This is a genomic window from Cytobacillus sp. FSL R5-0569, from assembly GCF_038007265.1.
GTDB classification, from domain to species: Bacteria; Bacillota; Bacilli; order Bacillales; family Cytobacillaceae; genus Cytobacillus; species Cytobacillus kochii.
Genome location: NZ_JBBOWW010000001.1, coordinates 4,610,804 through 4,632,586, shown reverse-complemented (window position 1 = coordinate 4,632,586; position 21,783 = coordinate 4,610,804). Strand labels below are relative to the sequence as shown.

The following is a 21,783-nucleotide window of genomic DNA, read 5'->3' as shown; positions in this document are numbered from 1 at the left end:
GATATGCTCCCCTATAGGTAGACAGATAAAAAAATAAAATCTGGCTACTAAAAGGGGAGTATATTTATGTCTAAAAGAGCTCATCCACTCGAAGTTAGGATAGAAGTAATAAATACATTAAAAGATGGTATTTTATCTGTAGCGGAGATAATGAGAAAGTATAAAGTTAGTAGAAGTGCCATTCGAATTTGGAAGTATAAATTTGATATGTATGGATTTGAAGGTCTTAAAGAATCGACCTCCTGGAAAACGTACCCGAAGCATTTAAAAATATTAGCCATGAAGGACTATCTGTCCGGCCACTATTCTTTAGAGGAAATTGCCAAAAGATATAAAATATCAGATGAGTCTGTCCTCAGGTTATGGTTGAAGAAGTATAATAGTCATAGTGAAATAAAGGATACGTCAAAAGAAAGGACGAGCTCTATGACTAAAGGAAGAAAAACAACTTGGAAGGAACGAATTCAAGTGGTACTTGATTGCTTGGGGAACGGAAAAGATTATCAGAAGACAGCTGACACTTTTGAAGTGTCTTACCAACAAGTTTATACATGGGTTAAAAAATATGAAGAGAGTGGAGAGGAAGGTCTTCAAGACAAACGAGGGAGGAATAAAACAGAAATAGAGTTAACACCAGAAGATAAAATAAAACTCGAAATGAAAAAACTAGCACAAGAAAATGAACGATTACGTGCAGAGAACTTATTCTTAAAAAAGTTGGAGGAACTCGAAAGGAGGCGGAAATAAGCAGGATTCGATTTAAAGATAAGTATGTCGCCATACAGGAACTACATGAGAAAGAGAATCTAAGCATAGTTCTTCTGTGTGATATCGCGGGCGTCACTCGGAGCGCTTATTATAAATGGCTAAGACGTCAACCGACTTCCCAAGAGATTCTGAATGAAGCTATTATGAAAGAGATGAAAATCCTACATATTCAAATGAAGGGGATCTTCGGCTATCGCCAAATGACTCTTCATTTGAATAGAAAATTTAATGAGGCACTGAATCATAAGAGAATCTATCGATTAATGAAAGTGGCTCAATTACGCTCGGTGATTCGAGTGAAGAAAAAACGATATAAACGTTCTATCCCCCAATATGTCACGGAAAACATATTAAATCGTGAGTTTACAGCTAAAAAGCCAAATGAAAAATGGGTCACGGATGTCACAGAATTTAAATATGGTTCCTCCCAAAAAGCTTATTTAAGTGCCATTCGTGATCTCTATGATGGTTCTATTATTAGTTATGTTCTCGGGCATTCTAATAACAACGAACTGGTGTTTGATACACTTGACCAGGCGACAAAGCATTTAAAGGGAAAGAAGCCTCTCATTCATAGCGACCGTGGTTATCAATACACCTCCTATGGATTTAAATGTAGGATGAAAAAGTTAAAAATGGCTCATAGTATGTCTCGCGTTGGGCGATGTATCGATAATGGACCTATGGAATCCTTTTGGGGAACACTGAAATGTGAGAAATATTATTTACATAAATTTATGACCTATGAGGAACTTTCCAATGCCATAACGGAGTATATTCACTTCTATAATCATAATCGATACCAAAAACGACTAAACGGCTATAGCCCTATGGAATATAGAGCTATAGCCGCTTAGGTAACTTTTTATTATTTCCACTGTCTACTTGACAGGGGGCTGTTCAATCTTCATTCGGATTTCGAGTTAGCTCTGATTTTCTTTGTTTTAATTGTTTATCAAATCACCTTTCGGTTTTATAGTTGTGTCATGTAGTTATGCCCCACCTCTTTGGAATAATCATATTATGATTCAATCTTTCCCCCTAAAACAGAAGTGTGGATGTTTGGTTATTGATATATGGAAAATGAATAGCCCTTTTGTTATAAAACTACGCATTCTACTTAGGGGTGAAAGTGCAGGGTATTAAAGTTTTAAATTCAATGAAATAGATGGATAGAATTAGTATCATTTTTTGAGGAACACCTATAACTAACAATTTCTATACTCAGGATTAGTTGATGATGTTCTTAAAAGATATTTTTGGAATAGTAGTTAAAGACAGAAAAGAGGGGTACCGACATGAACAAACGCGACTACCTAATAAAGACTTTCTCAAGAACAAAAAGAAAAGACTATGAAAACTATATTTTAACGGCGATTTGGCATAAGTTAGACAATATGAATATTAAGCCGGTAAGCCAACAGTATGTGAAGCGGCAAAATGGGCGATATGCTTTGATGGACCTTTATTTTCCCCAATTAAAGATAGGGATAGAAGTAGATGAAGCCTATCATCTAAATAATCATACAGAAGACAATTTACGTATGGATGATATTATTTCGGCGGTTTATGAGGAATCTATTGAGGATTTTCAAGTGTATAGAATGGATGCGACGAAATCTATAGATGAGATAAATGCTAGAATCCACGAAGTTGTATCTATTATTAAAAATAAAGCGGCGGTAGTGAAAACGACATTGAATTGGATGACATATGAAGAAGAATTAAGCGAATTAAAACAAAAAGAATATCTCTCTATTCACGATAATGTGCAATTCAAGGACATAAAAGATATCGCCAATACTGTATTCGGTAAGAATGCTAAGAGGTATCAATTGAGCTATTTTCGAGTGATAGATAAAACCTGGTTATGGTGTCCGAAACTCTCCATCGTAGAAAACGGGGATACAAAATCAGTTGCCAGCGGTTGGTTAAATCTATTGGCAGAAGATTGGACTTACATAGATGAATCTCACCAGGACGTTGCCATCGCCAAAGAAAGAACAAAAAATTATATGGAAGAAATGAATGTTGGCCGAGAAAGAGCAGTATTTGCAAAATACAAAAATAATCTCGGCTTTAATAGTTATCGATTTGTAGGTGTCTTCAAAATTTCAGGGGTTTCACCTGATAATGACGAGTTTCTTAGGTATGATCGTATAAGTGAACGGGTTAGAATTGTTTAATTGTATTTATAGAAGTGGTCAGGTGGGGGAAGGAGTATAATTGTATATTCCCCCATTTAATCCCAATCCTTATAATCGTTTATTATAGTTTTCTATTCACCAACGACTGATCAAAAAAAGCCAAAATCATCTCTAATAACGTTGTGATTGTTATATTTCCACCCTCCATCCCATGGTCAGCGCCTTTAACAGTTAGAAGCGCAGCATTAGGGAGGTTTTCATATATTAATCGGGCTTGAGAGACCGGAACGATTTTATCGTCTTCACCATGTATGATTGAAAAAGGTATGTTCTTGCTTTTGTCGTTGATGTATGGGATAGGGTTTGTTTTTTTGGCAAGTTCCGCATTTTTTTGAACGGTTATTTCTCCAATAAGTTTGGCTTCATGAGAATTTTCTAGATCATGCCATCCGCCCATTTTGAGTATATCAATAGGGGCTGAAACTGTAACTACACAATTTATATGAGTCGGGTAATGAGGATGCCCTGATCCTCCTTCTAATTCATCATTTCCAATAGATGTCGCTAAAAGAGCTGAGAGGTGTCCGCCTGCGGAGTGTCCCCAAACCCCTATTTTTTCAGGATGAATATGGTAGTTTACATGATTAGCTCTTAACCAGCGGACGGCTGCTTTACAGTCATGAATTTGCGCGGGGAAAATTGCTTCACCACTCAATCTATAATTGATGTTGATGACAAAATAACCATTCTTAGCAAAATATGAATTCCATTCTCGACCACCTACTCCAGCTTTATCTCCACTGGACCAACCTCCACCATGAATATAAATGATTACCGGCATTGGTTCATCTGGAAGTTTGGTAGGGCGAATAATATCTAACATCAACGGTACCCCATTTACTTTACCGTATTCAATATCTTCAATAAGTACAGTAGTCATGAAAGCTCGCACTCCTTACTCTTTAACAATATAATCCGGAAACGCCCGCTTCAAAGAATTCTCCTTCGCACCTTCACTAGATTCCACATGTATGAAATGATCATTTAAATAAAGGCTGTAAGTTCCTTTAGGAATATTGTTCATTTCCTCGAGGTCACTTATCACTTGTGTAAAAATCTCTTCACTAGGTTCTGCTTGTTGCTCTTTCATAAACAATTGGATATTAATTTGGAAGTTTTCTTTATCAAATAAGCTTTCCTCATACGCATCTCTTAGCGTTTCAATATTCGAATCAGGGTTTTGTAAATAAAGGTCATACACGGGTTTGATGGCGGCATCATCAGGGTCAGTAGAAATAAAATAATAAGGCGTCATAAAGCCATGTCCACCAACATTTTCAAGCGCTGCTTCTGTTTTACCAACCACTTCTCCTTCTGCAACCAATGACTCAAAGTAATCATCAAGCTTCTTGAACTCATTGCTAAAAATCATATGATATAACCCGCCCTTCATAGCGTTTTCTACTTGAAAGGCTTCGGCTGAAATATGCTCGGTCATTACTTTCTTTTCTTTTTCATCAATTGGTACAACAGCGTATGTATAAAAATGAGGTTCACCCACCGATTCCACAAAGACCGTGGCGGCATCTAATGCTCCGACTACATTGTGCACTACGACTTCGGTTTGGTAGTTTTCTTGAAAAAGTGCGACTGCGGCCTTTTCAATTTGTTCTCGATGATCTTCGGCAATCTGATCGGTTTCTTTTCCGTATGGTAAGGCATAGCCTTCACCGTTGTATTCCGCCACACTTACTAAGGCGTCATCAGAAGCATTTGTCTCACTCGTGTCAGTTGGATTAGAACATCCACCCAACATGATGATTATTCCCAGACAAAAAAGAGAAATCTTAAAGATAGGAACCATTTTTGTTTACTCCCTCCAAAAAGATCTTCCTTTTATTGTAGCGAAGAAAGTTAGATATTTACAGATTCGTAGGTGAAAAATTACCCTTTTTATGCAAAAATAGGAGATATGGAATAGGGGAACGAGGGGAGATTGTATGAAGAATAAGGGGATTTTTATTACCACTGTATGGCTTTTATTAGTGCTTATGATTTCGGCTTGTGGAACTACTGGTAATGAGACACATAAACAGTTGGATACGGAACAAACAAAACAAGTCCCTACCCAAAGCGAAAAAGAACAGCCTCCAATCACTCATAATGAGAATTCTTTAAAAGAGACGTATATAAAAGAATTCAATCGTACGCAAAAAGAGTTGGAAGAAGTAAAACCAGCGGATGCTTCCACTTATGCAATGAAAAAAGTAGAGGGTGATCGATATGATGCTTGGGATGCGTTGTTAAATGAAGTTTATCAGGTGTTAGAGGAGGAACTTTCAACAGAAGAGATGGATCATCTAAGAGAAGAACAACGAAATTGGCTCAATGATAGAGATGATACGGCAAAAAATGCGTCATTAAAGTTTGAAGGTGGAACACAGGAACAGCTAGAATATGTATCGGTGCTAGCCAATCTTACTGAAGAAAGGTGTTACGAGCTAATCAATACCTATTTGTAGTAGTAGGCCAAAAACTCCCTATACCCATCCCACGATATATCTGCTTTAATTAGTATAGTAGTGCAAATTGTTTGAAGTAGGTAAAGAATCGAGGAAGAGAAGTTGAAAAAGTTCAAGAAGTTTTATTTGGAGATTACGAGTGTTTGTAATTTGGCTTGTAGTTTTTGTCCGCCGACAGAACGGGCGAAGCAGTTTATTTCTTTGGAAGATTTTGCGAAGCGGTTGGATCAGATTAAGCCGCATACGGATTATATTTATTTGCATGTAAAGGGTGAGCCGCTGCTTCATCCGAAAATTGGGCAGTTGCTTGATATCAGTCACGAAAAAGGCTTTAAGGTCAATATTACAACCAATGGGACGCTCATTAATAAGAAGAGGGAGAAGTTATTGAACAAGCCGGCTCTAAGGCAGATGAATTTCTCACTTCACAGTTTTGATGGCCATATAGGTTCGGAGGATAAAGAAGGATATGTAAAGAGTATTCTTTCGTTTATTAAGGAAGCGACGAGTCAATCGGAGCTGATTGTGTCACTAAGGCTATGGAACTTGACGCAAGATAATGCGACGAATTTGGAGAAAAAACGAAATAGAGAAGTGCTGGAAATCATTGAAAAAGAATTTAACTTGGATTATCGCATTGAAGAAAAGGTCGTACCTGGTAGCGGTGTGAAAATTGCTGATCGTATATATATTAATCAAGATTATGAATTTCAGTGGCCCGCTCTTCATGAAGAAGAGGATGATGGCAAAGGCTTCTGTTACGGCATGCGTAATCAAGCGGGCATCTTAGCCAATGGTACCGTAATTCCATGCTGTTTAGATGGGGAGGGTATCATCAATCTCGGCAATATTAATGAAAATTCTTTTTCGGAGATTATTGAAATGGATCGAGCAAAGAATCTCGTTGATGGTTTTTCGCGAAGAGAGGCTGTCGAGGAATTATGTAGGAAATGTGGGTATCGTAAACGGTTTGGGAAATAAAAAGGGAATCTAGGTCAGCCTAGATTCCCTTTTTTACCATTCCTTAGGCTCATAATTCAACTCTCTAAACAATTGATTCTTCTCCTTCTTAGACAAATCGCGCCATTGTCCAGGCGGGAGGGAACCTAAGTTGATATTCATGATGCGAATCCTTTGTAAACGTAATACGTCGTAGCCGAATTCAGCACACATGCGGCGAATCTGGCGGTTGAGACCTTGTGTTAAAGTGATTTGAAAATCAAATTTGGATAAGGGGACGATTTTACAAGGTAGGGTAGTGGTCCCTAAGATTTTCACACCTTCTGACATCTGCTTCACGAATTCAGGCGTGATCGGTTTGTCGACAGAAACGATATATTCTTTTTCATGCTGGTTTTCCGCACGTAAGATCTCATTCACGATATCACCGTCATTGGTCATTAAGATTAAGCCCTCTGAGTCTTTATCTAAACGGCCGATATTAAATATGCGTAATGGGTGATTCACGAGGTCAACGATATTCCCTTTGACACCCTTTTCGGTTGTGCTCGTAATCCCTACAGGTTTATTGAGCGCAATATAAACATTATTTCTGGCTACACGGATTTGATTACCGTCTACACGAACGTCATCGCCGGGTTCGACTTGAGTACCAATCGCAGCACGTTTCCCATTAATGGTGACTCTCCCGTCAGCAATTAATTTATCCGCTCCTCTTCTAGAAGCCTTTCCTGATTCACTAATATATTTATTAAGGCGCATATTGCCACATCCTTTTTAAATGATTCGTTAAGTACTAACTATACTTATTTTAAGGAATAATCACAAACGTTTCTGCTATTTTTTTTATTAAATGCTTCGTTTTTCTTATCGTTCTACATAAGGTGTTTACTGAATTTGATACTAACATAAACGCAAAAGAGAAGTATGATAGATTAAGAGTGTCACAAAACAAGGAAACTAAAGGACCCAATTTGTTTATGTAAGAAAGGTGGGTTGTTTTGCTAAAAATACTACGTTATGTCTTATCTGTAGTTACTCTCTTATTTGCTACATATGGAGTAATGACCGAAGATTTTACGTTTGTGGGTATCATGATTTTATTCTTAAGTCTTACTATGTTGGCTTTGGGTATCGAAGCATTTAAGAAAGAAGAGAAGGGAATGGGCGTATTTCTCATTGTTGTATTTTTATTTTCCTTTTATGTATCCATTGAAAGACTCTTATGAAGTTAGAGCCTATAAAATATTTTTTCCATTTCCCAACCATTTTAAGATTATAATGGAAAGAAAAAGGTTGGAGATGATGGTTATGTCGAACACGGTTTCCCTTAGAAAAGGAGCAAATATCCAACTTCCAAAAGAGGGATTAGTTACAATCGAGGTTAAATGGCAAGGAGAGGTTGAATTAGACATTAGCGCTTTCCTAGTTACAGGGGACGGTCATGTACCTTCGGATGATTACATGGTTTTTTATAACCAAAAGAAAGATCCGGAAGAGAGTGTCTTTCTGCAACAAAATAAAGAGAAGCTAGTTGTGTTTACCATAAATTTAGACAAACTATCTTCAGTAATTCAAAGCTGTTCGTTTACCGCTACGCTTGATGGGCAGGAATCATTTCGTACGGTTCAAGGACTAGCCATTACTGTTAATAGTCCTCAAGGAATGGTTCATTATGAGGTAGATGATGCGACAGAAGAGCGGGCGCTAGTACTTGTGGAGGTCTATCGCTATCAGTCTTACTTTAAATTCCGCGCAATAGGAAGAGGGTTTAATGGTGGGTTAAAGCCTTTAGCTGAATCGTTTGGTGTAAAGGTAGCGGAAGAAGAGGCGCCTTCTGTTCCGGAACAAAAGCCCACACCATCAAATGCACCCATTCATCTATCCAAAATTGATTTGTTAAAGAAGAAAGTAACCATTTCTTTAGAAAAGAAGAAAATACAGCAAGTGAGAGCACGGGTAGCGGTTGTATTTGATGCTTCTGGGTCGATGTCACTTTTATATGAAAAAGGCGTGGTACAGCGCGCATTCGAACGTGTTCTAGCAGTTGCTGCATGTATGGACGATGATGGTGAATTAGATGTGTGGTTTTTCGGTTCTAAGTCTATGCGGGCAAATAGCGTAACAGAAAAGGATTATGAGGGTTATATTGAGAGAACTTATCCTCGTCCCAAAATATTTAGTGGGCTAGGAGTAGGAAATAACGAGCCTGTGGTGATGAAAGATGTCATTAAGAAATATGTAAAGGAAGACCCTCGCAGTGATTTACCTACATACATTATCTTTTTTAGTGATGGCGGCATTTATTTGGATCATAAGATATCAAAAATCCTTATTGATTGTTCCAAGGAAAACTTATTTTGGCAATTCGTCGGCATTGGCAATGCCAATTATGGTGTACTACAAAAACTGGATCAATTACCTGGAAGAGTCATTGATAATGCCGGTTTCTTCGCATTGGATGATTTAGATAAAATTACAGATGATGAATTATATAATCGGTTATTAGATGAGTTCCCATCATGGCTGACATCAGCTAAACAACATGGCATGATTCAATAAAGTGATCGCGTTTTGAGGGTTGGATTATGTGTATGAACAGACCGTTTTTCTTTTTCGTATTTGGATACTGTATAATAGAAGTTTATGAACGAGAATAATAAGAAAAAAATGAGGTTTTTCACATGACCAAAAAGAGTTTTTCAGATTATCCATTAAGCAATGAGATGATAAAAGCGTTGGATAGTTTAGATTATCATACACCAACAGAAGTACAAGCAAAGGTGATACCGTTAATACTTGAGAAGATTGACCTTGTGGTGAAATCACAAACAGGGAGCGGGAAAACGGCTTCTTACGCTATTCCGATTTGTGAGTTAGTCGATTGGCAGGAAAATAAGCCGCAGGCGATTGTCTTGACACCAACAAGGGAACTGGCGGTACAGGTGAAAGAAGATATCATCAATGTTGGCCGTTTTAAACGGATTAAGGCAGCAGCAGTCGTTGGTAAACAACCGTTTCATATCCAAAAGAATGAGTTAAAGCAGAAAGTGCATGTTGTCGTTGGTACGCCTGGGCGTGTGCTTGATCATATTGAAAAGGGTACGCTCGCGCTCGATGAAGTGAAATATTTAGTCATTGATGAAGCCGACGAAATGCTTAATATGGGCTTTATCGAACAAGTTGAAGCGATTATTGACGAGATGCCGAAACAGCGGAATACGTATCTTTTCTCAGCTACGCTACCTGACCGCGTAAGAACGTTATCACTTGATTATATGAAAACTCCTATAGATATTGAGGTCAAAGCTAGCGGGCTGACCACAAAGCAAATAGAACATAGTCTTTATACGGTATCAGAAAACGAGAAGTTGTCATTGTTAACGGATGTGACAACTATTGAAAATCCAGATAGTGCGATTATTTTCTGTCGAACGAAGGAGCGCGTTGATACACTTTGTGACGAGTTAACCGATAAAGGGTACGATTGTGATATGATTCATGGAGGTATGGAACAATACGATCGTTTAGAAGTAATGGAAGACTTCCGCAGAGGCGAATTTCGTTACTTAGTTGCAACGGATGTCGCGGCAAGAGGAATTGATATTGATCAAATCACGCACGTTTTTAATTATGATATTCCGTTAGAGAAGGAAAGCTATGTGCACAGGACAGGAAGAACAGGGCGAGCAGGACATCACGGTAAGGCGATTACCTTTGTGACACCGCGTGAAGATAAATTTCTTAAAGAAATAGAAGCATATATTGGCTTCCAAATCCCAGCATCTGAAGCGCCTTCGAAAGCGGCAGTGTCAGCGGCGAGGCCGGCATTTTTAGAAAAGCTGAACAGCGAACCACCATTAAAAGAGGCGAAAAGCGAAAAGTTAAATAAACAGATCATGAAACTCTATTTCAATGGCGGTAAGAAAAAGAAACTTAGAGCAGTCGACTTCGTTGGAACCATCGCTAAAATAGACGGTGTCACCGCCGATGACATAGGGATTATTACTATCCAAGATACGGCATCCTATGTAGAAATTCTAAATGATAAAGGTCCGCTTGTGTTGGAAACAATGAAGCATACAACTGTCAAAGGAAAGCAATTGAAAGTCCATGTGGCGAGGAAATGAAGATAGAGAGGGGAAGAATCAGTCGGATTCTTCCCCTCTCTTTAGAATACACCCCATATGTATATAATTAAGTGATTTATTTCTGAAACAGTATTAGGGTGGGGTCTTTATTATCCATTTCTTCTCTCTCACACAATCTGTTATGATAGAGGTAAGAAGGTTTACGATGGAGGAGTTTGGATCATGCCTCGTTTTAATGATGCGCAGTTAGAGTCGATACGGGAAGAACGTAAAGAGCAAATTATGAAAGCCGCTATGAAGGTATTTGCGGAGAATGGAATTAAGTTGACGAAAATTAGCATGATTGCCAAAGAGGCAGGAATTAGCCATGGTCTTGTTTATCATTATTTCCAATCAAAAGAAGAGGTACTATTTGAGAGTTTAGAATGGTCAGTTGCATTAGGAGAGTCTCAAGCATTCTTAGAAAAACTGAAACAAGAAGAACGAACGCCCGTTCAAAAGATACATAAATTTACTACCTTTGCACTGACTTCAGGATCAAATCATGTTTTTCGTGTGATTCAACATTTAGAACATAGTGAAAATGTACCTCAGCATATCCTTGCTGTATATAAAAATATTGGGCAAATGTATATTGAATTCTTTCTCCCTATCTTTATCGAGGGACAGCAATTAGGAGAAATCATGGCAGGGGACCCTGAAGAATTAGTTGGATTATTCTTAACGGTCATCTCAGGTATTATGGCAGACGACCCTGATTGGTGGAAGGATAACATTGATGAGAAAGTATCTATTCTATTGCGTATGATTACCTCAAGATAAGCAAATAAAAAAGCGTAAGGCATTACAGAGAGAAAAAATCCTGAAATTCAGGATTTTTATTTTTTTTGACATGTATTTTGAGAAATGGTTATAAAAATAAAAGGGGGAATGAATTTATCAAAGGAATAGGGAATAAATTGACAAAATGATTAGGCATCTAGTATTATTGACTGAATGAATCAATCAATAATTAAATTTAACATATAAACTATTCCTTGAATAAATTGCCCAAATTATTTTTTTAATTAAATATTGACTCATTAAGTCAATCATTAGGAGGTATTGTATGAACGAGACAGTTATTTATGTTCGAAATCTAAAAAAAGCCTATCGTAATCAGCAAGTACTAGATGGTTTGAGTTTTGATGTAAGGCGTGGTTCTATTTTTGCGTTATTAGGTGAAAATGGGGCTGGTAAAACAACGACGGTTCGCATTTTATCAACATTAATTCAAGCAGATGACGGGGTAGCAATGATTGCTGGTTATGATACGAAAACCGAAGCTAATCATGTGAGACGGAAGATAAGTTTAACTGGACAGTATGCAGCGGTAGACGAGTTATTAACAGGTGAAGAGAACTTAGCGATGATGGGCAGGCTCAATCACCTAGATAAAGAACTTATAGCGAAAAGGACAGAAGAACTGCTGGAGACCTTTGAGCTCACGAAAGCAGCTCGTAAGAAAGTAAAAACTTACTCTGGAGGGATGCGGCGTAGACTTGATATTGCTATCAGTCTGCTTGCTGCACCAGAAGTGATATTTTTGGATGAACCGACAACTGGTTTGGACCCACGTAGCCGACGAAAGATGTGGGATATGATTAAATTACTTGCCAATCAAGGCGTGACAATTTTTCTAACGACACAATATTTAGAAGAGGCTGATCAGCTGGCAGATAAGATTGCTATTATTGCTGAAGGGAAAATCATCAAAGAAGGAACGGCCGAAGAACTAAAGGAAGTCATTGGAGAGGAGACATTAGAGTTAACCTTTGCCGATACAAGTGGGTACCATGAAGCACAGAATTATATGTCAGGTGAAGTAGATGAGGAAGCGAGAAAGATTTCGATACCTATACGCTCAGTGAGACAACTAAGAGAGTTGCTGAATGATCTATATGTAAAAGGAATTGAACCAGACGCGATTGTTATACGACAGCCTACACTGGATGATGTTTTTATTAAAATGACGGAGCATAATAAAGTGGAGGTGTTAGTAAATGGGTGATGCAAAGTGGATATGGGCATTAAGAGACGGTTTAACGATGTCAAAGCGAAGTCTTATGCATATTTTTCGTGACGTGGAATCATTATTAATGGCAATTGCCTTACCGGTTTCCATCATGTTGCTATTTGTCTATGTCTTTGGTGGGGCAATCCAAACAGGGACTGATTATGTAAATTACGTTGTTCCAGGGGTTATAATTACTTGTGCAGGGTTTGGCAGTTCTTTAATATCCGTTAGCGTGACAAAGGATATGAGTGGAGGCTTATTCGAGCGATTTCGCAGTATGCCCCTTCAACCTTCTTCTTTATTAGTAGGCCATGTTGTTGGAGGATATCTTCGTAATATGATTGCTACATTAGCAGTTTTTATCGTAGCTCTTCTGATTGGTTTTCGTCCAGAGGCTGGGTTGTTAGAGTGGCTTGGCGTTTTAGGGATATTAACGCTCTACATGATTTCGATTAACTGGTTATTTGTCGTCTTAGGTTTACTAACGAAAAATGTTGAAACAGCTGGTGCATTCACTTTCCCAATGTTATTCCTACCCTATTTAAGTAGTGCCTTTGTCCCGACAAATACAATGCCTGCATGGCTAGATGCCTTTTCCAAACATCAACCAATGACTCCATTAATTGAGGCACTAAGAGGGCTGTTAATTGGTACACCAATTGATTATAATCTTTGGTTAACGATTCTTTGGTTTAGTGGATTGTTAGTGCTCTCCTATATAGCAGCAACTCTTTTATTTCGGAGACGGAAAAATGAGTAGAGTAAGTCTCGGTGGTTTGACGAAGCGCCTTCTTAACAATGCCTATGATATTGATGATGTAAATCTACAAGTTCAATTTTAATAGATTAGGAGGGGGGAAAGCCCTCTCCTCTTTTCATACCCTTCTCCCAGGATAAAACCGAGCCTCCTCCACCATTTTATTCTCCTTCGCCGTCACCTCAGCTGGTGTCAATTTAAAAACCATCGTATAACTCCCTAAAGAAGATTGGTATTTTTCCACATGAGTTTGAGCCAGTTTTTTATCGTAGTATCCGGGGACGTATTTATCGAGCATGCCTTGCATAGCGGCGGTGGCTTCTGTTATGTCGGTTACGGCTTGGAGTTGCCCGAAAAGCATAACGCTCATATAGGCAGTGTCCGTTTTCGCCGGAATCGGGCTAACCATTGTACCGTAATCTTCTGCGATGGTGAAACAGCAATGAGGGTTCTCGCGGATTATTTCAATTTTTCTGCCGGCAGCAGCACCGTGAAAATAGAGCGATCCGTTCATCCAGGTATAGTTTAACGGAACGACGTAAGGATGATCACCATCAGTTAATCCCAGATAGCCTGTACGTGTATTACTTATTAGTTGTTCAATTAGGGCCTGATCTGTGCACGCTAATTTTTGATTGCGAATTTCATATAACATTTCCATCCCATCCTTCTTTGTAAATGTTAAAATAATCGTAAGAAAAATCTGTATTTAAGAAAAGTGCCAGAAAGGGAAAGTTTCTTGGGGACAGTTGGGGGTTATGTGGGATGGAAATCACACCATTTATTCACAGGGGAAAAACGATACCACTTTATAGTCAGCTTTATCATTGGATGAAGACAGAAATTGAAGAGGGACGGCTATTGCCGGGAACAAAGGTGCCATCGATTAGGCAACTGACCCATCACTTGCAGATTAGTAGAAATACTGTGGACGCAGCGTATCAGCAGTTACAAGCAGAAGGATATCTTGAGAGTATACCTCGCAGTGGGATTTGGGTGGCAGAAATAGAGGAACGACTCTCGCAATCTTCAGAAGAGGTATCACCAGCAATAATTGAAAGGAAGTCATCATCTAAGACGATGATTGACTTTGAATATGGAAACATCGATGTAGAAAAATTCCCTTTTAAAAGTTGGAAAAAATCTCTCTCTCATGCCATCGAAGAGGAAGGACAGACGTTATCTCAGTATAGCGATAAGCAAGGAGAATGGTTATTACGGCAAGAGATTGCCACCTATTTATTGCAATCAAGAGGAGTTCATACGAGACCAGAGCAGATTTTGATTACGAGTGGCACACAATCAGCAGTAGAGATTATTTGCCGACTTTTGAAACTGCAGGGAAAAGAGGTGGCGATAGAAGAGCCGGGCTATAGTGGGGTGCGTACCGTCTTTGTTGATCAAGGCTGTGAGATGGTCCCTGTGCCGCTCGAGAAAGATGGTTTATCTATCTATCATCTACAGAAAAGTAAGGCAAAAGCCGTTTATGTGACCCCTTCTCACCAATTTCCGTTTGGGATGATTCTTCCAGTCGGTAAAAGAACGCAAATGCTTAACTGGGCTTATCAATCAGCTGGTTATATTATCGAGGATGATTATGACGGGGAGTTTCGTTATCAAGGTCAGCCTATCCCCTCGCTCAAATCGCTAGATGAAGAAGAAAAAGTCATCTACTTAGGAACTTTTTCAAAATCATTTCTCCCTTCCATGCGCATGAGCTTTATCGTTTTTCCACCTTCATTAATGAAGCAGTACGGACAGATGTTTCCTGATTATAATCAGCCAGTTTCACCAATGATACAAGTAGCTATGGCTAAGTTTATGCATGCAGGTGATTTTGAACGGCATATTCGGAGAATGAGAAAAACATATCAGAGAAAACATCAAACACTATTAAATAGTATTGAGCAACATTTAGGCAATAAAGTAAAAATTATTGGGGAAAAATCGGGCTTACATATCCTCCTAGAATTACAAGGGCATGCAGCACCACAAGTGATTGAAAAAGGGTTAAAAAAAGGTGTAAAAGTTTACACCCCTTCACGTTTTTGGCTATATCCAATTAGCGACAGCCAAAGGTATATCATGCTTGGGTTTGGTGGACTATCCATTGAGGAAATTGAAGAGGGAATTGCGCTTTTAGCTAGTTGCATATAAACGAAAGTGATCCCACTTTAAAAGTGGGATCACCATTCCTATTATTTTTTAACAACAGGAATCCACATTTCACCGTATACTGTACCGTTGTCCTCACTCATTTCCACTGTTGTGTTTGGTCCGCCAACATAGGCATAGTCAGTCATTTCTACTAATGCTTGACCAAAGGCCACAGCTGTTAGTTGATTACTTAATTCTTGAGCGGAGTCAGCTTTCCCTTCGACAACGAGGTAGGGTCCTTTAGGAAATTGGATAATTCTCGTTGCATCAGGTAATGTCTTTTCTGTCATCACGCCTGCATAATGCATCATTTTGTTATTGACCGCTTCGTTGACTGCGAAAATATAATTATTGTCTGCCACGGATTTAAGCTGCTCAAGTGTGCCATCCTTTTTCACAGTTTCCCAGAAATCGCTTTTCTGTTGATTGATGCTTTCTTGGTCTCTATAGTCCGCTACAATTTCAATTCCAAAGCCTAATACGGCGAAACCTTCTTTTTCTTGTAATGAGTAATTAGCCATTTTTATCGTCCTTCTTTCTTGAAATTTGACCAAATGATTGGTGTTTTCATTTGATGAGTTTATAATAACTTTAAATCATGTCAAAAAATGACACTGTTTAGGAGACTGAGATGAAAAAGGTTGAAAGAATTAATGTCATGATGCGATACATTAACAATCGTGCCCATTTTACGATTTCAGAAATCATGCAGGAATTTCAAATCTCTCGGTCAACAGCGATACGAGATATACGCGAGATCGAAAGTATGGGTGTCCCTCTTGTTGCGGAAGTGGGAAGAGACGGTGGTTATGCTGTCATGAAAAACGCTGTACTTCCCTCTGTTCGCTTCACTGATAATGAGTTAAAAGCACTATTTATAGCCTTTATGGCAACGAGAAACTTGCAATTACCTTATTTAAAGAGTCGCCAATCGTTAGCTGAAAAATTACTGGGTCTGATTTCAGAAGCCCAACAAGATGATCTCGTGCTTTTAAATAAGATTCTCTTATTTGAAGGAACGAACCCTCATAATCCTGAACTCTTAGAACTATCCGATTTACCTCATCCGATGTTAGAAAAACTGATTCAATTGATACTAACAGACCGTTATATGACCCTTTCTATTAACGATGTGGACTATCCTATTTATCTTATGCACCTTTACCGTGAGAAAAACATCTGGTGGGTGGAAGGCTTTGATATAAGCGAAGAAAAGAAAAGGCTGATAGCAGTCGATCATTTGACCGAAGTGAACGTCTTTCATACGAAAAAAAGATTAAGCAGAAACAGCATGCTAAAAAAGATGGCTGAACATCATGTGAAAGACAATATCGTCATGAAACTTGGACCAAAAGCCATTGCTCAATATAAAAAGTATCATCCTTTCAATGTGGCCCTTACCTATACAGACCCCTATCAAACAACAGCTATAGCAAAAATATATGTCACCATGGAGAAACGAGATCAACTAGAGGAAATAGCCAGTTGGTTGCTCTTTCTTGGTGAGGATGTAGAATTGGTGGAGGTGCCGAGAGAGGTTTATACAGCTTTAGAAGAGAGGCTCTATAGACTTCAGAAGAGAAAGAAAAGCCAATAAAAACGCCAACCCAGCAATAAGCTAGATTGGCGTTGCGTTATGCGTATGATGTTTTTCGCCAAAAAGCCCCTTTGTCACAAGAGCTAATCGGTGGGAAAACTTCTTCGGTTTCTAGTTGGATTTTCTTTTCCTCGCCGGTTGGACTAGGTGTACGCGTCCCATCTGTATAACCATCCCATTCGTAGTAAGCATGAGCAGTGGAACGTTGACCTGTTTTAAATCTCTCTCCAATTGCCATAAATCTTACCTCCTTTAGGGGTGTTTGTCTCTATTTACCCGCGTTTATACAGGCTAAACCAGAAGCAAGTCCAACTTTATTTTGAGGTCTTTTTTTCGGAAAACCCTCAAAAAGAAAAAGCCAGTAAGCGCAAGGCTTCTGACACAGTATGATTTTTAACCATTTCGATGGAAGTATTACTTGTTCAAGGTCCTCATCCATTTTGCTTAACGTATCTTTTCCGCGTTTTGTTGGTAGAACCCCGTAATGAAAAAACATGTAATCCATGCAGTTGTTGTAACGATTATAGCTAGAAATAACCCCATAGCCTGCATGAAAATATCCTCTCCTTGATAGGATGGCTCAAGAGTGATGTACAAAAAAGTAAATAAAACGGTTAATCCCATGTAGAAACTACTTCCAATAGTGGCTAACTTTAATCTATCCCCTTTTGAGCCCTGCCAGGCTTTATTTACTGCCACCCATAAATAGATGCTTGTGCATACGGCTAAAACCATAAAAATTAAGTGAACATAGGGAATGACAAAATAGCCCACAATATAAAGAGCAAGAATGGTAGTAGAAAATAGGGCTGTATTCATGAAGAATAGGAGAATTCCAGCTCGCCAATGTGACTGGAACCATGGCGTCTTTTTTAAAAGATGCACGAATGGATTCCCCTTGCCAAGTTGAGAGAGGATGGGGTTTTTAAAGAATATCATAACTAACATGATGAGTGAACCAACAAATAATATTAAAGTCATTGTAACCCTCCATAATAAAATTATTTCATATATAGGATACAAGGTTATTTATTGAAAAACAATAAAAATTTATCGATATATTTAAATTCCTCATATGATATATTTGACAGAAGTAGAGGAGATGTGAATGATGAAACTCATAGGTAGTAATATTTATTTAGCAAGTCCCCAATTGAAAGAATTTCCTTATGTTTGGAATATGCTTAATGATAAGGATGCACGAAAGTTTACGGGAGGCATTCCTCAAATAAGTTATGTCGAAAGAGAGTTATTATATGCTGAGCAATGTCAGACCTTTGGTGAAAACGGTAATTGGGAATTATCCATTTATTCTAGGCAAAATAATGATTATTTGGGCTATGCAGGTTTTACTTTTGACGATGTCAATGAAAGATACTACCTCATGTATGGATTAGACAGGCAATATTGGGGAAAAGGTTATGCGACAGACGCAATCACCTTACTTCTAACATTTGCAAATAAAAAATTAAATATTTCTACTATTTATGCGAGTGTTCATCCTAAGAACGCTTCGTCTATCCATTTGTTAAAGAAATTTTCATTTGCAAAAAGGGATAACGAAGATCTTTATATTCTTAGTAGTTAAAGTTACTGGAAGTAAAAGAGGGTAGCTATTTTTTTATTTTCATAAAAGAAGAGATATAATAAAACAAATATGATACAAAAGGAGAGGCGATAAGAATGCCAGAAAGACATGTGTCAGGCTGGAATTTGCAAAATAGTTATAAGAAGCTGTCTCCCGGTCTTTTTACAGAAACAAAACCACAGCGAGCAAGTGATCCCGAGATGGTGCAATGGAATAAAGAAGTAGCCGAAAGTTTAGGGATTAACAAAGAGTGGTTACAGAGTGATGAGGGCATTAAGGTGTTAGCCGGAAACCAATTGCCAGAGGGCAGTGAGCCGATTGCACAAAGCTATGCAGGACATCAGTTTGGTCATTTTAATCGCCTAGGTGATGGGCGCGCCATTCTTTTAGGGGAACAGTTGACGGTAAACGGTGATTGCGTTGATATTCAGTTAAAAGGTGCCGGTAGAACACCGTATTCTCGCGGTGGGGATGGCCGTGCGGCGCTTGGACCGATGTTGAGGGAGTATCTCATCAGTGAAGCGATGCATGGTTTGGGCATTCCAACAACGAGGAGCTTAGCCGTAGTCGAAACGGGTGATGATATTGCACGTGAAACTTTATTACCAGGGGCCATTTTGACACGAGTAGCGGCGAGTCACATTCGTGTAGGCACTTTTCAATTTGCAGCTACCTTCACGAAACCGGAAGAATTGCAGGCGTTAGCTGATTATACCATTGAGCGTCATTATCCTGAGATTTTAAAAGAAGACCATCCATACGTGGCCTTGTTGCGTAAAGTGATCGAAGTTCAGGCGGGTTTGATTGCTAAATGGCAAGCGGTCGGTTTTATTCATGGTGTCATGAACACGGATAATATGACGATCTCTGGAGAAACGATTGATTATGGTCCATGTGCCTTTATGGATACGTATGACCCAGCAACGGTATTCAGCTCTATTGATGTTCAAGGTCGTTATGCATACGGAAACCAACCTTATATGGCGGGGTGGAACTTGGCGCGCTTCGCAGAGTCACTGATTCCCTTATTACATGATGAAACCGAGGAAGCGGTGAAAATTGCGCAAGAGGAAATCGGCGAATACAATCGTATCTATATTCAGAAGTGGACCGGAGAAATGAGGGCAAAACTCGGTCTGTTTACAGCAGAAGAATCAGATAAGGCTCTTATTCATGATTTACTCGAAATCATGAAGGAGCAGGGGGCGGATTATACGAACACATTCATTGCCCTGACCTTTCGAACATTAGATCAGCCAGCGTTCAAAGAGTGGATAGCTCGTTGGCAAGAGCGGTTAAAGAGACAGGAAGCTTCAGAAGCGGAAGTGGAACAGTTAATGAAAAATCATAACCCAGCTGTTATTCCACGAAATTATTATGTTGAAAAAGCATTAACTGCAGCGGTGAACAAAGGGGATTATCATTTATTTGAGGAGCTATTAGCGGTGCTCGCTCATCCATATGCACATACGGCAGAGCAGGAGAAGTATAAAGAGGTACCGGTACAGGATGATAATTATCAAACATATTGCGGGACGTAAAAGAAGCGGGGAATGTCCCTTGCTTTTTTTACGCATGTTTATGGGGATTTTTGTAGGGCTTGCAAAAATTGATCGGATACGGCGAGATACCGAACGGGTCAAAAATCGGAAGCAGTAGGGAAAACTGGTTGGATTAAGCAGGAAACGCGTCAAAAATCGGTGACAGTAGGAAAACCTGATAGGTTTAAGCAAGAAACGCATCAAAAAACGGAGACAGTAGGAAAACCTGATAGGATTAAGCAGGAAACGCGTCAAAAAACGGTGTCAGTAGGAAAAATTGGTTGGATTAAGCAGGAAACGCGTCAAAAAACGGTGTCAGTAGGAAAACCTGATAGGATTAAGCAGGAAACGCGTCAAAAAACGGAGACAGTAGGAAAACCTGATAGGATTAAGCAAGAAACGCGTCAAAAAACGGAGCCAGTAGGAAAACCTGATAGGATTAAGCAGGAAACGCGTCAAAAAACGGAGTCAGTAGAAAAAACAGATAGGATTAAGCAAGAAACGAGTCAAAAAACGGAGTCAGTAGAAAAAGCAGATAGGATTAAGCAAAAAACGAGTCAAAAACCCGCGTCAGTAGCAAAAATTGCTTGAATCAGCAGTGAAACAGAAGTAACAGCCATAGGCAATTGCAGTCAACCACCTACCACAAAAAAACACACGAACCTACAGCCCGTGTGTTTGCTAACTTAGTTCTTCTCCATCACCGCAAAATAATTCCCTTCGTTATCGGCAAAGTTGAATACTTTACCAAAAGGCATTTCAACGAGCTCGCCTACTGTGACTTCTTTATTCTTGTATGTTTGGTAGAGCTTTTCAATGTCAGTTGTATAAAACATTAGAGATGGTGTCCCAAGGTTTAATTCAGGGCTCATCTTTGCCACGGTTTGTTTATCTTGAAGGACAATGGTTGTTTCTGTTTGTTCGGACGAAGCAACCTCATACCATTTAAAATCCCCTTCGTCATTTTCCGCGATCAGTTTGAAGCCGATTTTTTCTATCCAAAATTGCAAGCTTGTTTGTTGGTCGTTGACGTATAACATGATTTGTCCTAGTGATAGGGTCAAAATAATTGCCTCCTTTATCTTGTCGCTTGACTATCCATATATATGACTTCCCACGTATGTCCATCAAGATCTTGAAAGCCCATTTGATACATAAATCCAAAGTCTTTTGCTTCAGATGCCAATCTACCACCAGCATCTAGCGCTTTTTTAATGATTTCATTGACTTGGTTTCTACTTTCAGCAGCAAAGGATGTAATGACCTCAATTTGGTCATTAGAATCAATGATGTTTTTGGCGGTAAAGTTTTTAAACTGTCCCTCTGTCATCAGCATGGAAAAAGTATGTTCATTGATGACCATACATGCGGCGTCATCATTCGTGAAATCGTCGTTGAAAGTAAACCCAATTTGTTTAAAAAAGTCCATTGACTTCTTTAGGTCTTTCACAGGTAAATTAATAAATGTCATCTTAGGTTGAAAGGACATTTCTTGTCACCTTCTCTTTCATAGTTAATGGTAAGACTGATTTCACGTTAATTATAGAGACATGCTATGAGGTAGTCAATTTTAATTTAGAATATTCTGTAAAAAGAACA

The 21,783-nt window shown here is 38.9% G+C and carries 24 protein-coding genes; 15 read left to right on the top strand and 9 right to left on the bottom strand.

The window, feature by feature from the left end; genetic code table 11:
* Nucleotides 1-66: 66 nt before the first annotated feature.
* Together MKX78_RS23455 and MKX78_RS23450 are read left to right on the top strand one after the other, a co-directional pair.
* A protein-coding gene (locus MKX78_RS23455; RefSeq protein ID WP_341051231.1) for an IS3 family transposase occupies nucleotides 67-1,625 on the top strand; the annotation gives its coding sequence in 2 pieces (ribosomal slippage) (nucleotides 67-721 and nucleotides 721-1,625; 1,560 coding nt in all).
* 441 nt (nucleotides 1,626-2,066) lie between these two features.
* On the top strand, nucleotides 2,067-2,954 hold the full coding sequence (locus MKX78_RS23450) for an AbaSI family restriction endonuclease (protein ID WP_341052638.1): 888 nt from the start codon (nucleotides 2,067-2,069) through the stop codon (nucleotides 2,952-2,954).
* 82 nt (nucleotides 2,955-3,036) lie between these two features.
* Here the strand turns inward: MKX78_RS23450 and MKX78_RS23445 are convergent, their stop codons facing one another.
* Nucleotides 3,037-3,855, bottom strand: coding sequence for an alpha/beta hydrolase (locus MKX78_RS23445; protein ID WP_341052637.1), 819 nt, complete (start codon nucleotides 3,853-3,855; stop codon nucleotides 3,037-3,039).
* 15 nt (nucleotides 3,856-3,870) lie between these two features.
* Nucleotides 3,871-4,731, bottom strand: a complete 861-nt coding sequence (locus tag MKX78_RS23440; RefSeq protein WP_322909898.1) for a DUF1672 family protein — start codon at nucleotides 4,729-4,731, stop codon at nucleotides 3,871-3,873.
* A gap of 184 nt (nucleotides 4,732-4,915) precedes the next feature.
* On the opposite strand from MKX78_RS23440, the gene MKX78_RS23435 reads away from it, so the two are divergent.
* Nucleotides 4,916-5,437 carry a lysozyme inhibitor LprI family protein gene (locus MKX78_RS23435; protein WP_307318940.1) on the top strand — a complete coding sequence of 174 codons (522 nt, stop codon included), beginning with the start codon at nucleotides 4,916-4,918 and terminating at the stop codon, nucleotides 5,435-5,437.
* A gap of 102 nt (nucleotides 5,438-5,539) precedes the next feature.
* A complete protein-coding gene (locus tag MKX78_RS23430) occupies nucleotides 5,540-6,418 on the top strand; it encodes a radical SAM/SPASM domain-containing protein (protein ID WP_095371383.1) in 879 nt (292 codons plus the stop codon).
* A 33-nt stretch (nucleotides 6,419-6,451) separates the two neighbouring features.
* Here MKX78_RS23430 and rluF read toward each other — a convergent pair whose 3' ends face one another.
* Nucleotides 6,452-7,159, bottom strand: a complete 708-nt coding sequence (rluF, locus tag MKX78_RS23425; protein ID WP_095371384.1) for a 23S rRNA pseudouridine(2604) synthase RluF — start codon at nucleotides 7,157-7,159, stop codon at nucleotides 6,452-6,454.
* A gap of 239 nt (nucleotides 7,160-7,398) precedes the next feature.
* Here rluF and MKX78_RS23420 point away from each other — a divergent pair, with 239 nt between their 5' ends.
* The 6 genes from MKX78_RS23420 (at nucleotide 7,399) to MKX78_RS23395 (ending at nucleotide 13,304) form a co-directional block, all read left to right on the top strand.
* Nucleotides 7,399-7,626, top strand: a complete 228-nt coding sequence (locus MKX78_RS23420) for a DUF3953 domain-containing protein (protein ID WP_307318935.1) — start codon at nucleotides 7,399-7,401, stop codon at nucleotides 7,624-7,626.
* An 82-nt stretch (nucleotides 7,627-7,708) separates the two neighbouring features.
* Nucleotides 7,709-8,959, top strand: a complete 1,251-nt coding sequence (locus tag MKX78_RS23415; RefSeq protein ID WP_307318932.1) for a vWA domain-containing protein — start codon at nucleotides 7,709-7,711, stop codon at nucleotides 8,957-8,959.
* A gap of 122 nt (nucleotides 8,960-9,081) precedes the next feature.
* Complete coding sequence (locus MKX78_RS23410; RefSeq protein WP_322909895.1) at nucleotides 9,082-10,527, top strand: DEAD/DEAH box helicase; 1,446 nt, start codon at nucleotides 9,082-9,084, stop codon at nucleotides 10,525-10,527.
* A gap of 183 nt (nucleotides 10,528-10,710) precedes the next feature.
* Complete coding sequence (locus MKX78_RS23405; RefSeq protein WP_224936956.1) at nucleotides 10,711-11,310, top strand: TetR/AcrR family transcriptional regulator; 600 nt, start codon at nucleotides 10,711-10,713, stop codon at nucleotides 11,308-11,310.
* Nucleotides 11,311-11,596: 286 nt separating this feature from the next.
* Nucleotides 11,597-12,538, top strand: coding sequence for an ATP-binding cassette domain-containing protein (locus MKX78_RS23400; RefSeq protein WP_341052625.1), 942 nt, complete (start codon nucleotides 11,597-11,599; stop codon nucleotides 12,536-12,538).
* Nucleotides 12,531-13,304, top strand: coding sequence for an ABC transporter permease (locus tag MKX78_RS23395; protein WP_251162435.1), 774 nt, complete (start codon nucleotides 12,531-12,533; stop codon nucleotides 13,302-13,304). The genes MKX78_RS23400 and MKX78_RS23395 overlap by 8 nt, the downstream gene beginning before the upstream one ends.
* A 115-nt stretch (nucleotides 13,305-13,419) precedes the next feature.
* Here the strand turns inward: MKX78_RS23395 and MKX78_RS23390 are convergent, their stop codons facing one another.
* The gene (locus MKX78_RS23390; RefSeq protein ID WP_307319531.1) at nucleotides 13,420-13,956 is read right to left on the bottom strand and encodes a pyridoxamine 5'-phosphate oxidase family protein; all 537 of its coding nucleotides are present in this window, start codon (nucleotides 13,954-13,956) and stop codon (nucleotides 13,420-13,422) included.
* A 110-nt stretch (nucleotides 13,957-14,066) separates the two neighbouring features.
* On the opposite strand from MKX78_RS23390, the gene pdxR reads away from it, so the two are divergent.
* Entirely contained in the window at nucleotides 14,067-15,458 is a 1,392-nt protein-coding gene (gene pdxR, locus MKX78_RS23385) for a MocR-like pyridoxine biosynthesis transcription factor PdxR (RefSeq protein WP_307319533.1), read from the top strand.
* A 41-nt stretch (nucleotides 15,459-15,499) separates the two neighbouring features.
* On the opposite strand, the gene MKX78_RS23380 is transcribed toward pdxR, so the two are convergent.
* Nucleotides 15,500-15,979, bottom strand: a complete 480-nt coding sequence (locus MKX78_RS23380; RefSeq protein ID WP_341052620.1) for a GyrI-like domain-containing protein — start codon at nucleotides 15,977-15,979, stop codon at nucleotides 15,500-15,502.
* A gap of 110 nt (nucleotides 15,980-16,089) precedes the next feature.
* Here MKX78_RS23380 and MKX78_RS23375 point away from each other — a divergent pair, with 110 nt between their 5' ends.
* Entirely contained in the window at nucleotides 16,090-17,055 is a 966-nt protein-coding gene (locus tag MKX78_RS23375; RefSeq protein ID WP_341052616.1) for a helix-turn-helix transcriptional regulator, read from the top strand.
* A 37-nt stretch (nucleotides 17,056-17,092) separates the two neighbouring features.
* On the opposite strand, the gene MKX78_RS23370 is transcribed toward MKX78_RS23375, so the two are convergent.
* Together MKX78_RS23370 and MKX78_RS23365 are read right to left on the bottom strand one after the other, a co-directional pair.
* Entirely contained in the window at nucleotides 17,093-17,293 is a 201-nt protein-coding gene (locus tag MKX78_RS23370) for a YjzC family protein (RefSeq protein WP_095371392.1), read from the bottom strand.
* Nucleotides 17,294-17,499: 206 nt separating this feature from the next.
* The gene (locus MKX78_RS23365) at nucleotides 17,500-18,036 is read right to left on the bottom strand and encodes a hypothetical protein (protein WP_341052613.1); all 537 of its coding nucleotides are present in this window, start codon (nucleotides 18,034-18,036) and stop codon (nucleotides 17,500-17,502) included.
* Nucleotides 18,037-18,163: 127 nt separating this feature from the next.
* On the opposite strand from MKX78_RS23365, the gene MKX78_RS23360 reads away from it, so the two are divergent.
* The 3 genes from MKX78_RS23360 (at nucleotide 18,164) to MKX78_RS23350 (ending at nucleotide 20,775) form a co-directional block, all read left to right on the top strand.
* A complete protein-coding gene (locus tag MKX78_RS23360) occupies nucleotides 18,164-18,643 on the top strand; it encodes a GNAT family N-acetyltransferase (protein WP_341052610.1) in 480 nt (159 codons plus the stop codon).
* A gap of 95 nt (nucleotides 18,644-18,738) precedes the next feature.
* A complete protein-coding gene (locus MKX78_RS23355; RefSeq protein ID WP_307319544.1) occupies nucleotides 18,739-20,184 on the top strand; it encodes a protein adenylyltransferase SelO in 1,446 nt (481 codons plus the stop codon).
* A gap of 159 nt (nucleotides 20,185-20,343) precedes the next feature.
* A complete protein-coding gene (locus MKX78_RS23350) occupies nucleotides 20,344-20,775 on the top strand; it encodes a hypothetical protein (RefSeq protein ID WP_341052608.1) in 432 nt (143 codons plus the stop codon).
* Between the two features lie 95 nt (nucleotides 20,776-20,870).
* On the opposite strand, the gene MKX78_RS23345 is transcribed toward MKX78_RS23350, so the two are convergent.
* Together MKX78_RS23345 and MKX78_RS23340 are read right to left on the bottom strand one after the other, a co-directional pair.
* Nucleotides 20,871-21,248: a VOC family protein gene (locus MKX78_RS23345; RefSeq protein ID WP_328198320.1), complete on the bottom strand. Its 378-nt coding sequence runs from the start codon at nucleotides 21,246-21,248 to the stop codon at nucleotides 20,871-20,873.
* A 14-nt stretch (nucleotides 21,249-21,262) separates the two neighbouring features.
* A complete protein-coding gene (locus MKX78_RS23340) occupies nucleotides 21,263-21,673 on the bottom strand; it encodes a VOC family protein (protein WP_307316299.1) in 411 nt (136 codons plus the stop codon).
* Nucleotides 21,674-21,783: the final 110 nt, after the last annotated feature.

Bases quoted from the DNA above. Each gene is read 5' to 3' on its own strand.
- MKX78_RS23450 (WP_341052638.1), top strand. From the start codon at position 2,067: ATGAACAAACGCGACTACCTAATAAAGACTTTCTCAAGAACAAAAAGA.
- MKX78_RS23445 (WP_341052637.1), bottom strand. From the start codon at position 3,855: ATGACTACTGTACTTATTGAAGATATTGAATACGGTAAAGTAAATGGG.
- MKX78_RS23440 (WP_322909898.1), bottom strand. From the start codon at position 4,731: ATGTTGGGTGGATGTTCTAATCCAACTGACACGAGTGAGACAAATGCT.
- MKX78_RS23435 (WP_307318940.1), top strand. From the start codon at position 4,916: ATGAAGAATAAGGGGATTTTTATTACCACTGTATGGCTTTTATTAGTG.
- rluF (WP_095371384.1), bottom strand. From the start codon at position 7,159: ATGCGCCTTAATAAATATATTAGTGAATCAGGAAAGGCTTCTAGAAGA.
- MKX78_RS23415 (WP_307318932.1), top strand. From the start codon at position 7,709: ATGTCGAACACGGTTTCCCTTAGAAAAGGAGCAAATATCCAACTTCCA.
- MKX78_RS23410 (WP_322909895.1), top strand. From the start codon at position 9,082: ATGACCAAAAAGAGTTTTTCAGATTATCCATTAAGCAATGAGATGATA.
- MKX78_RS23405 (WP_224936956.1), top strand. From the start codon at position 10,711: ATGCCTCGTTTTAATGATGCGCAGTTAGAGTCGATACGGGAAGAACGT.
- MKX78_RS23400 (WP_341052625.1), top strand. From the start codon at position 11,597: ATGAACGAGACAGTTATTTATGTTCGAAATCTAAAAAAAGCCTATCGT.
- MKX78_RS23395 (WP_251162435.1), top strand. From the start codon at position 12,531: ATGGGTGATGCAAAGTGGATATGGGCATTAAGAGACGGTTTAACGATG.
- MKX78_RS23390 (WP_307319531.1), bottom strand. From the start codon at position 13,956: ATGTTATATGAAATTCGCAATCAAAAATTAGCGTGCACAGATCAGGCC.
- pdxR (WP_307319533.1), top strand. From the start codon at position 14,067: ATGGAAATCACACCATTTATTCACAGGGGAAAAACGATACCACTTTAT.
- MKX78_RS23380 (WP_341052620.1), bottom strand. From the start codon at position 15,979: ATGGCTAATTACTCATTACAAGAAAAAGAAGGTTTCGCCGTATTAGGC.
- MKX78_RS23375 (WP_341052616.1), top strand. From the start codon at position 16,090: ATGAAAAAGGTTGAAAGAATTAATGTCATGATGCGATACATTAACAAT.
- MKX78_RS23370 (WP_095371392.1), bottom strand. From the start codon at position 17,293: ATGGCAATTGGAGAGAGATTTAAAACAGGTCAACGTTCCACTGCTCAT.
- MKX78_RS23365 (WP_341052613.1), bottom strand. From the start codon at position 18,036: ATGACTTTAATATTATTTGTTGGTTCACTCATCATGTTAGTTATGATA.
- MKX78_RS23360 (WP_341052610.1), top strand. From the start codon at position 18,164: ATGATGAAACTCATAGGTAGTAATATTTATTTAGCAAGTCCCCAATTG.
- MKX78_RS23355 (WP_307319544.1), top strand. From the start codon at position 18,739: ATGCCAGAAAGACATGTGTCAGGCTGGAATTTGCAAAATAGTTATAAG.
- MKX78_RS23340 (WP_307316299.1), bottom strand. From the start codon at position 21,673: ATGTCCTTTCAACCTAAGATGACATTTATTAATTTACCTGTGAAAGAC.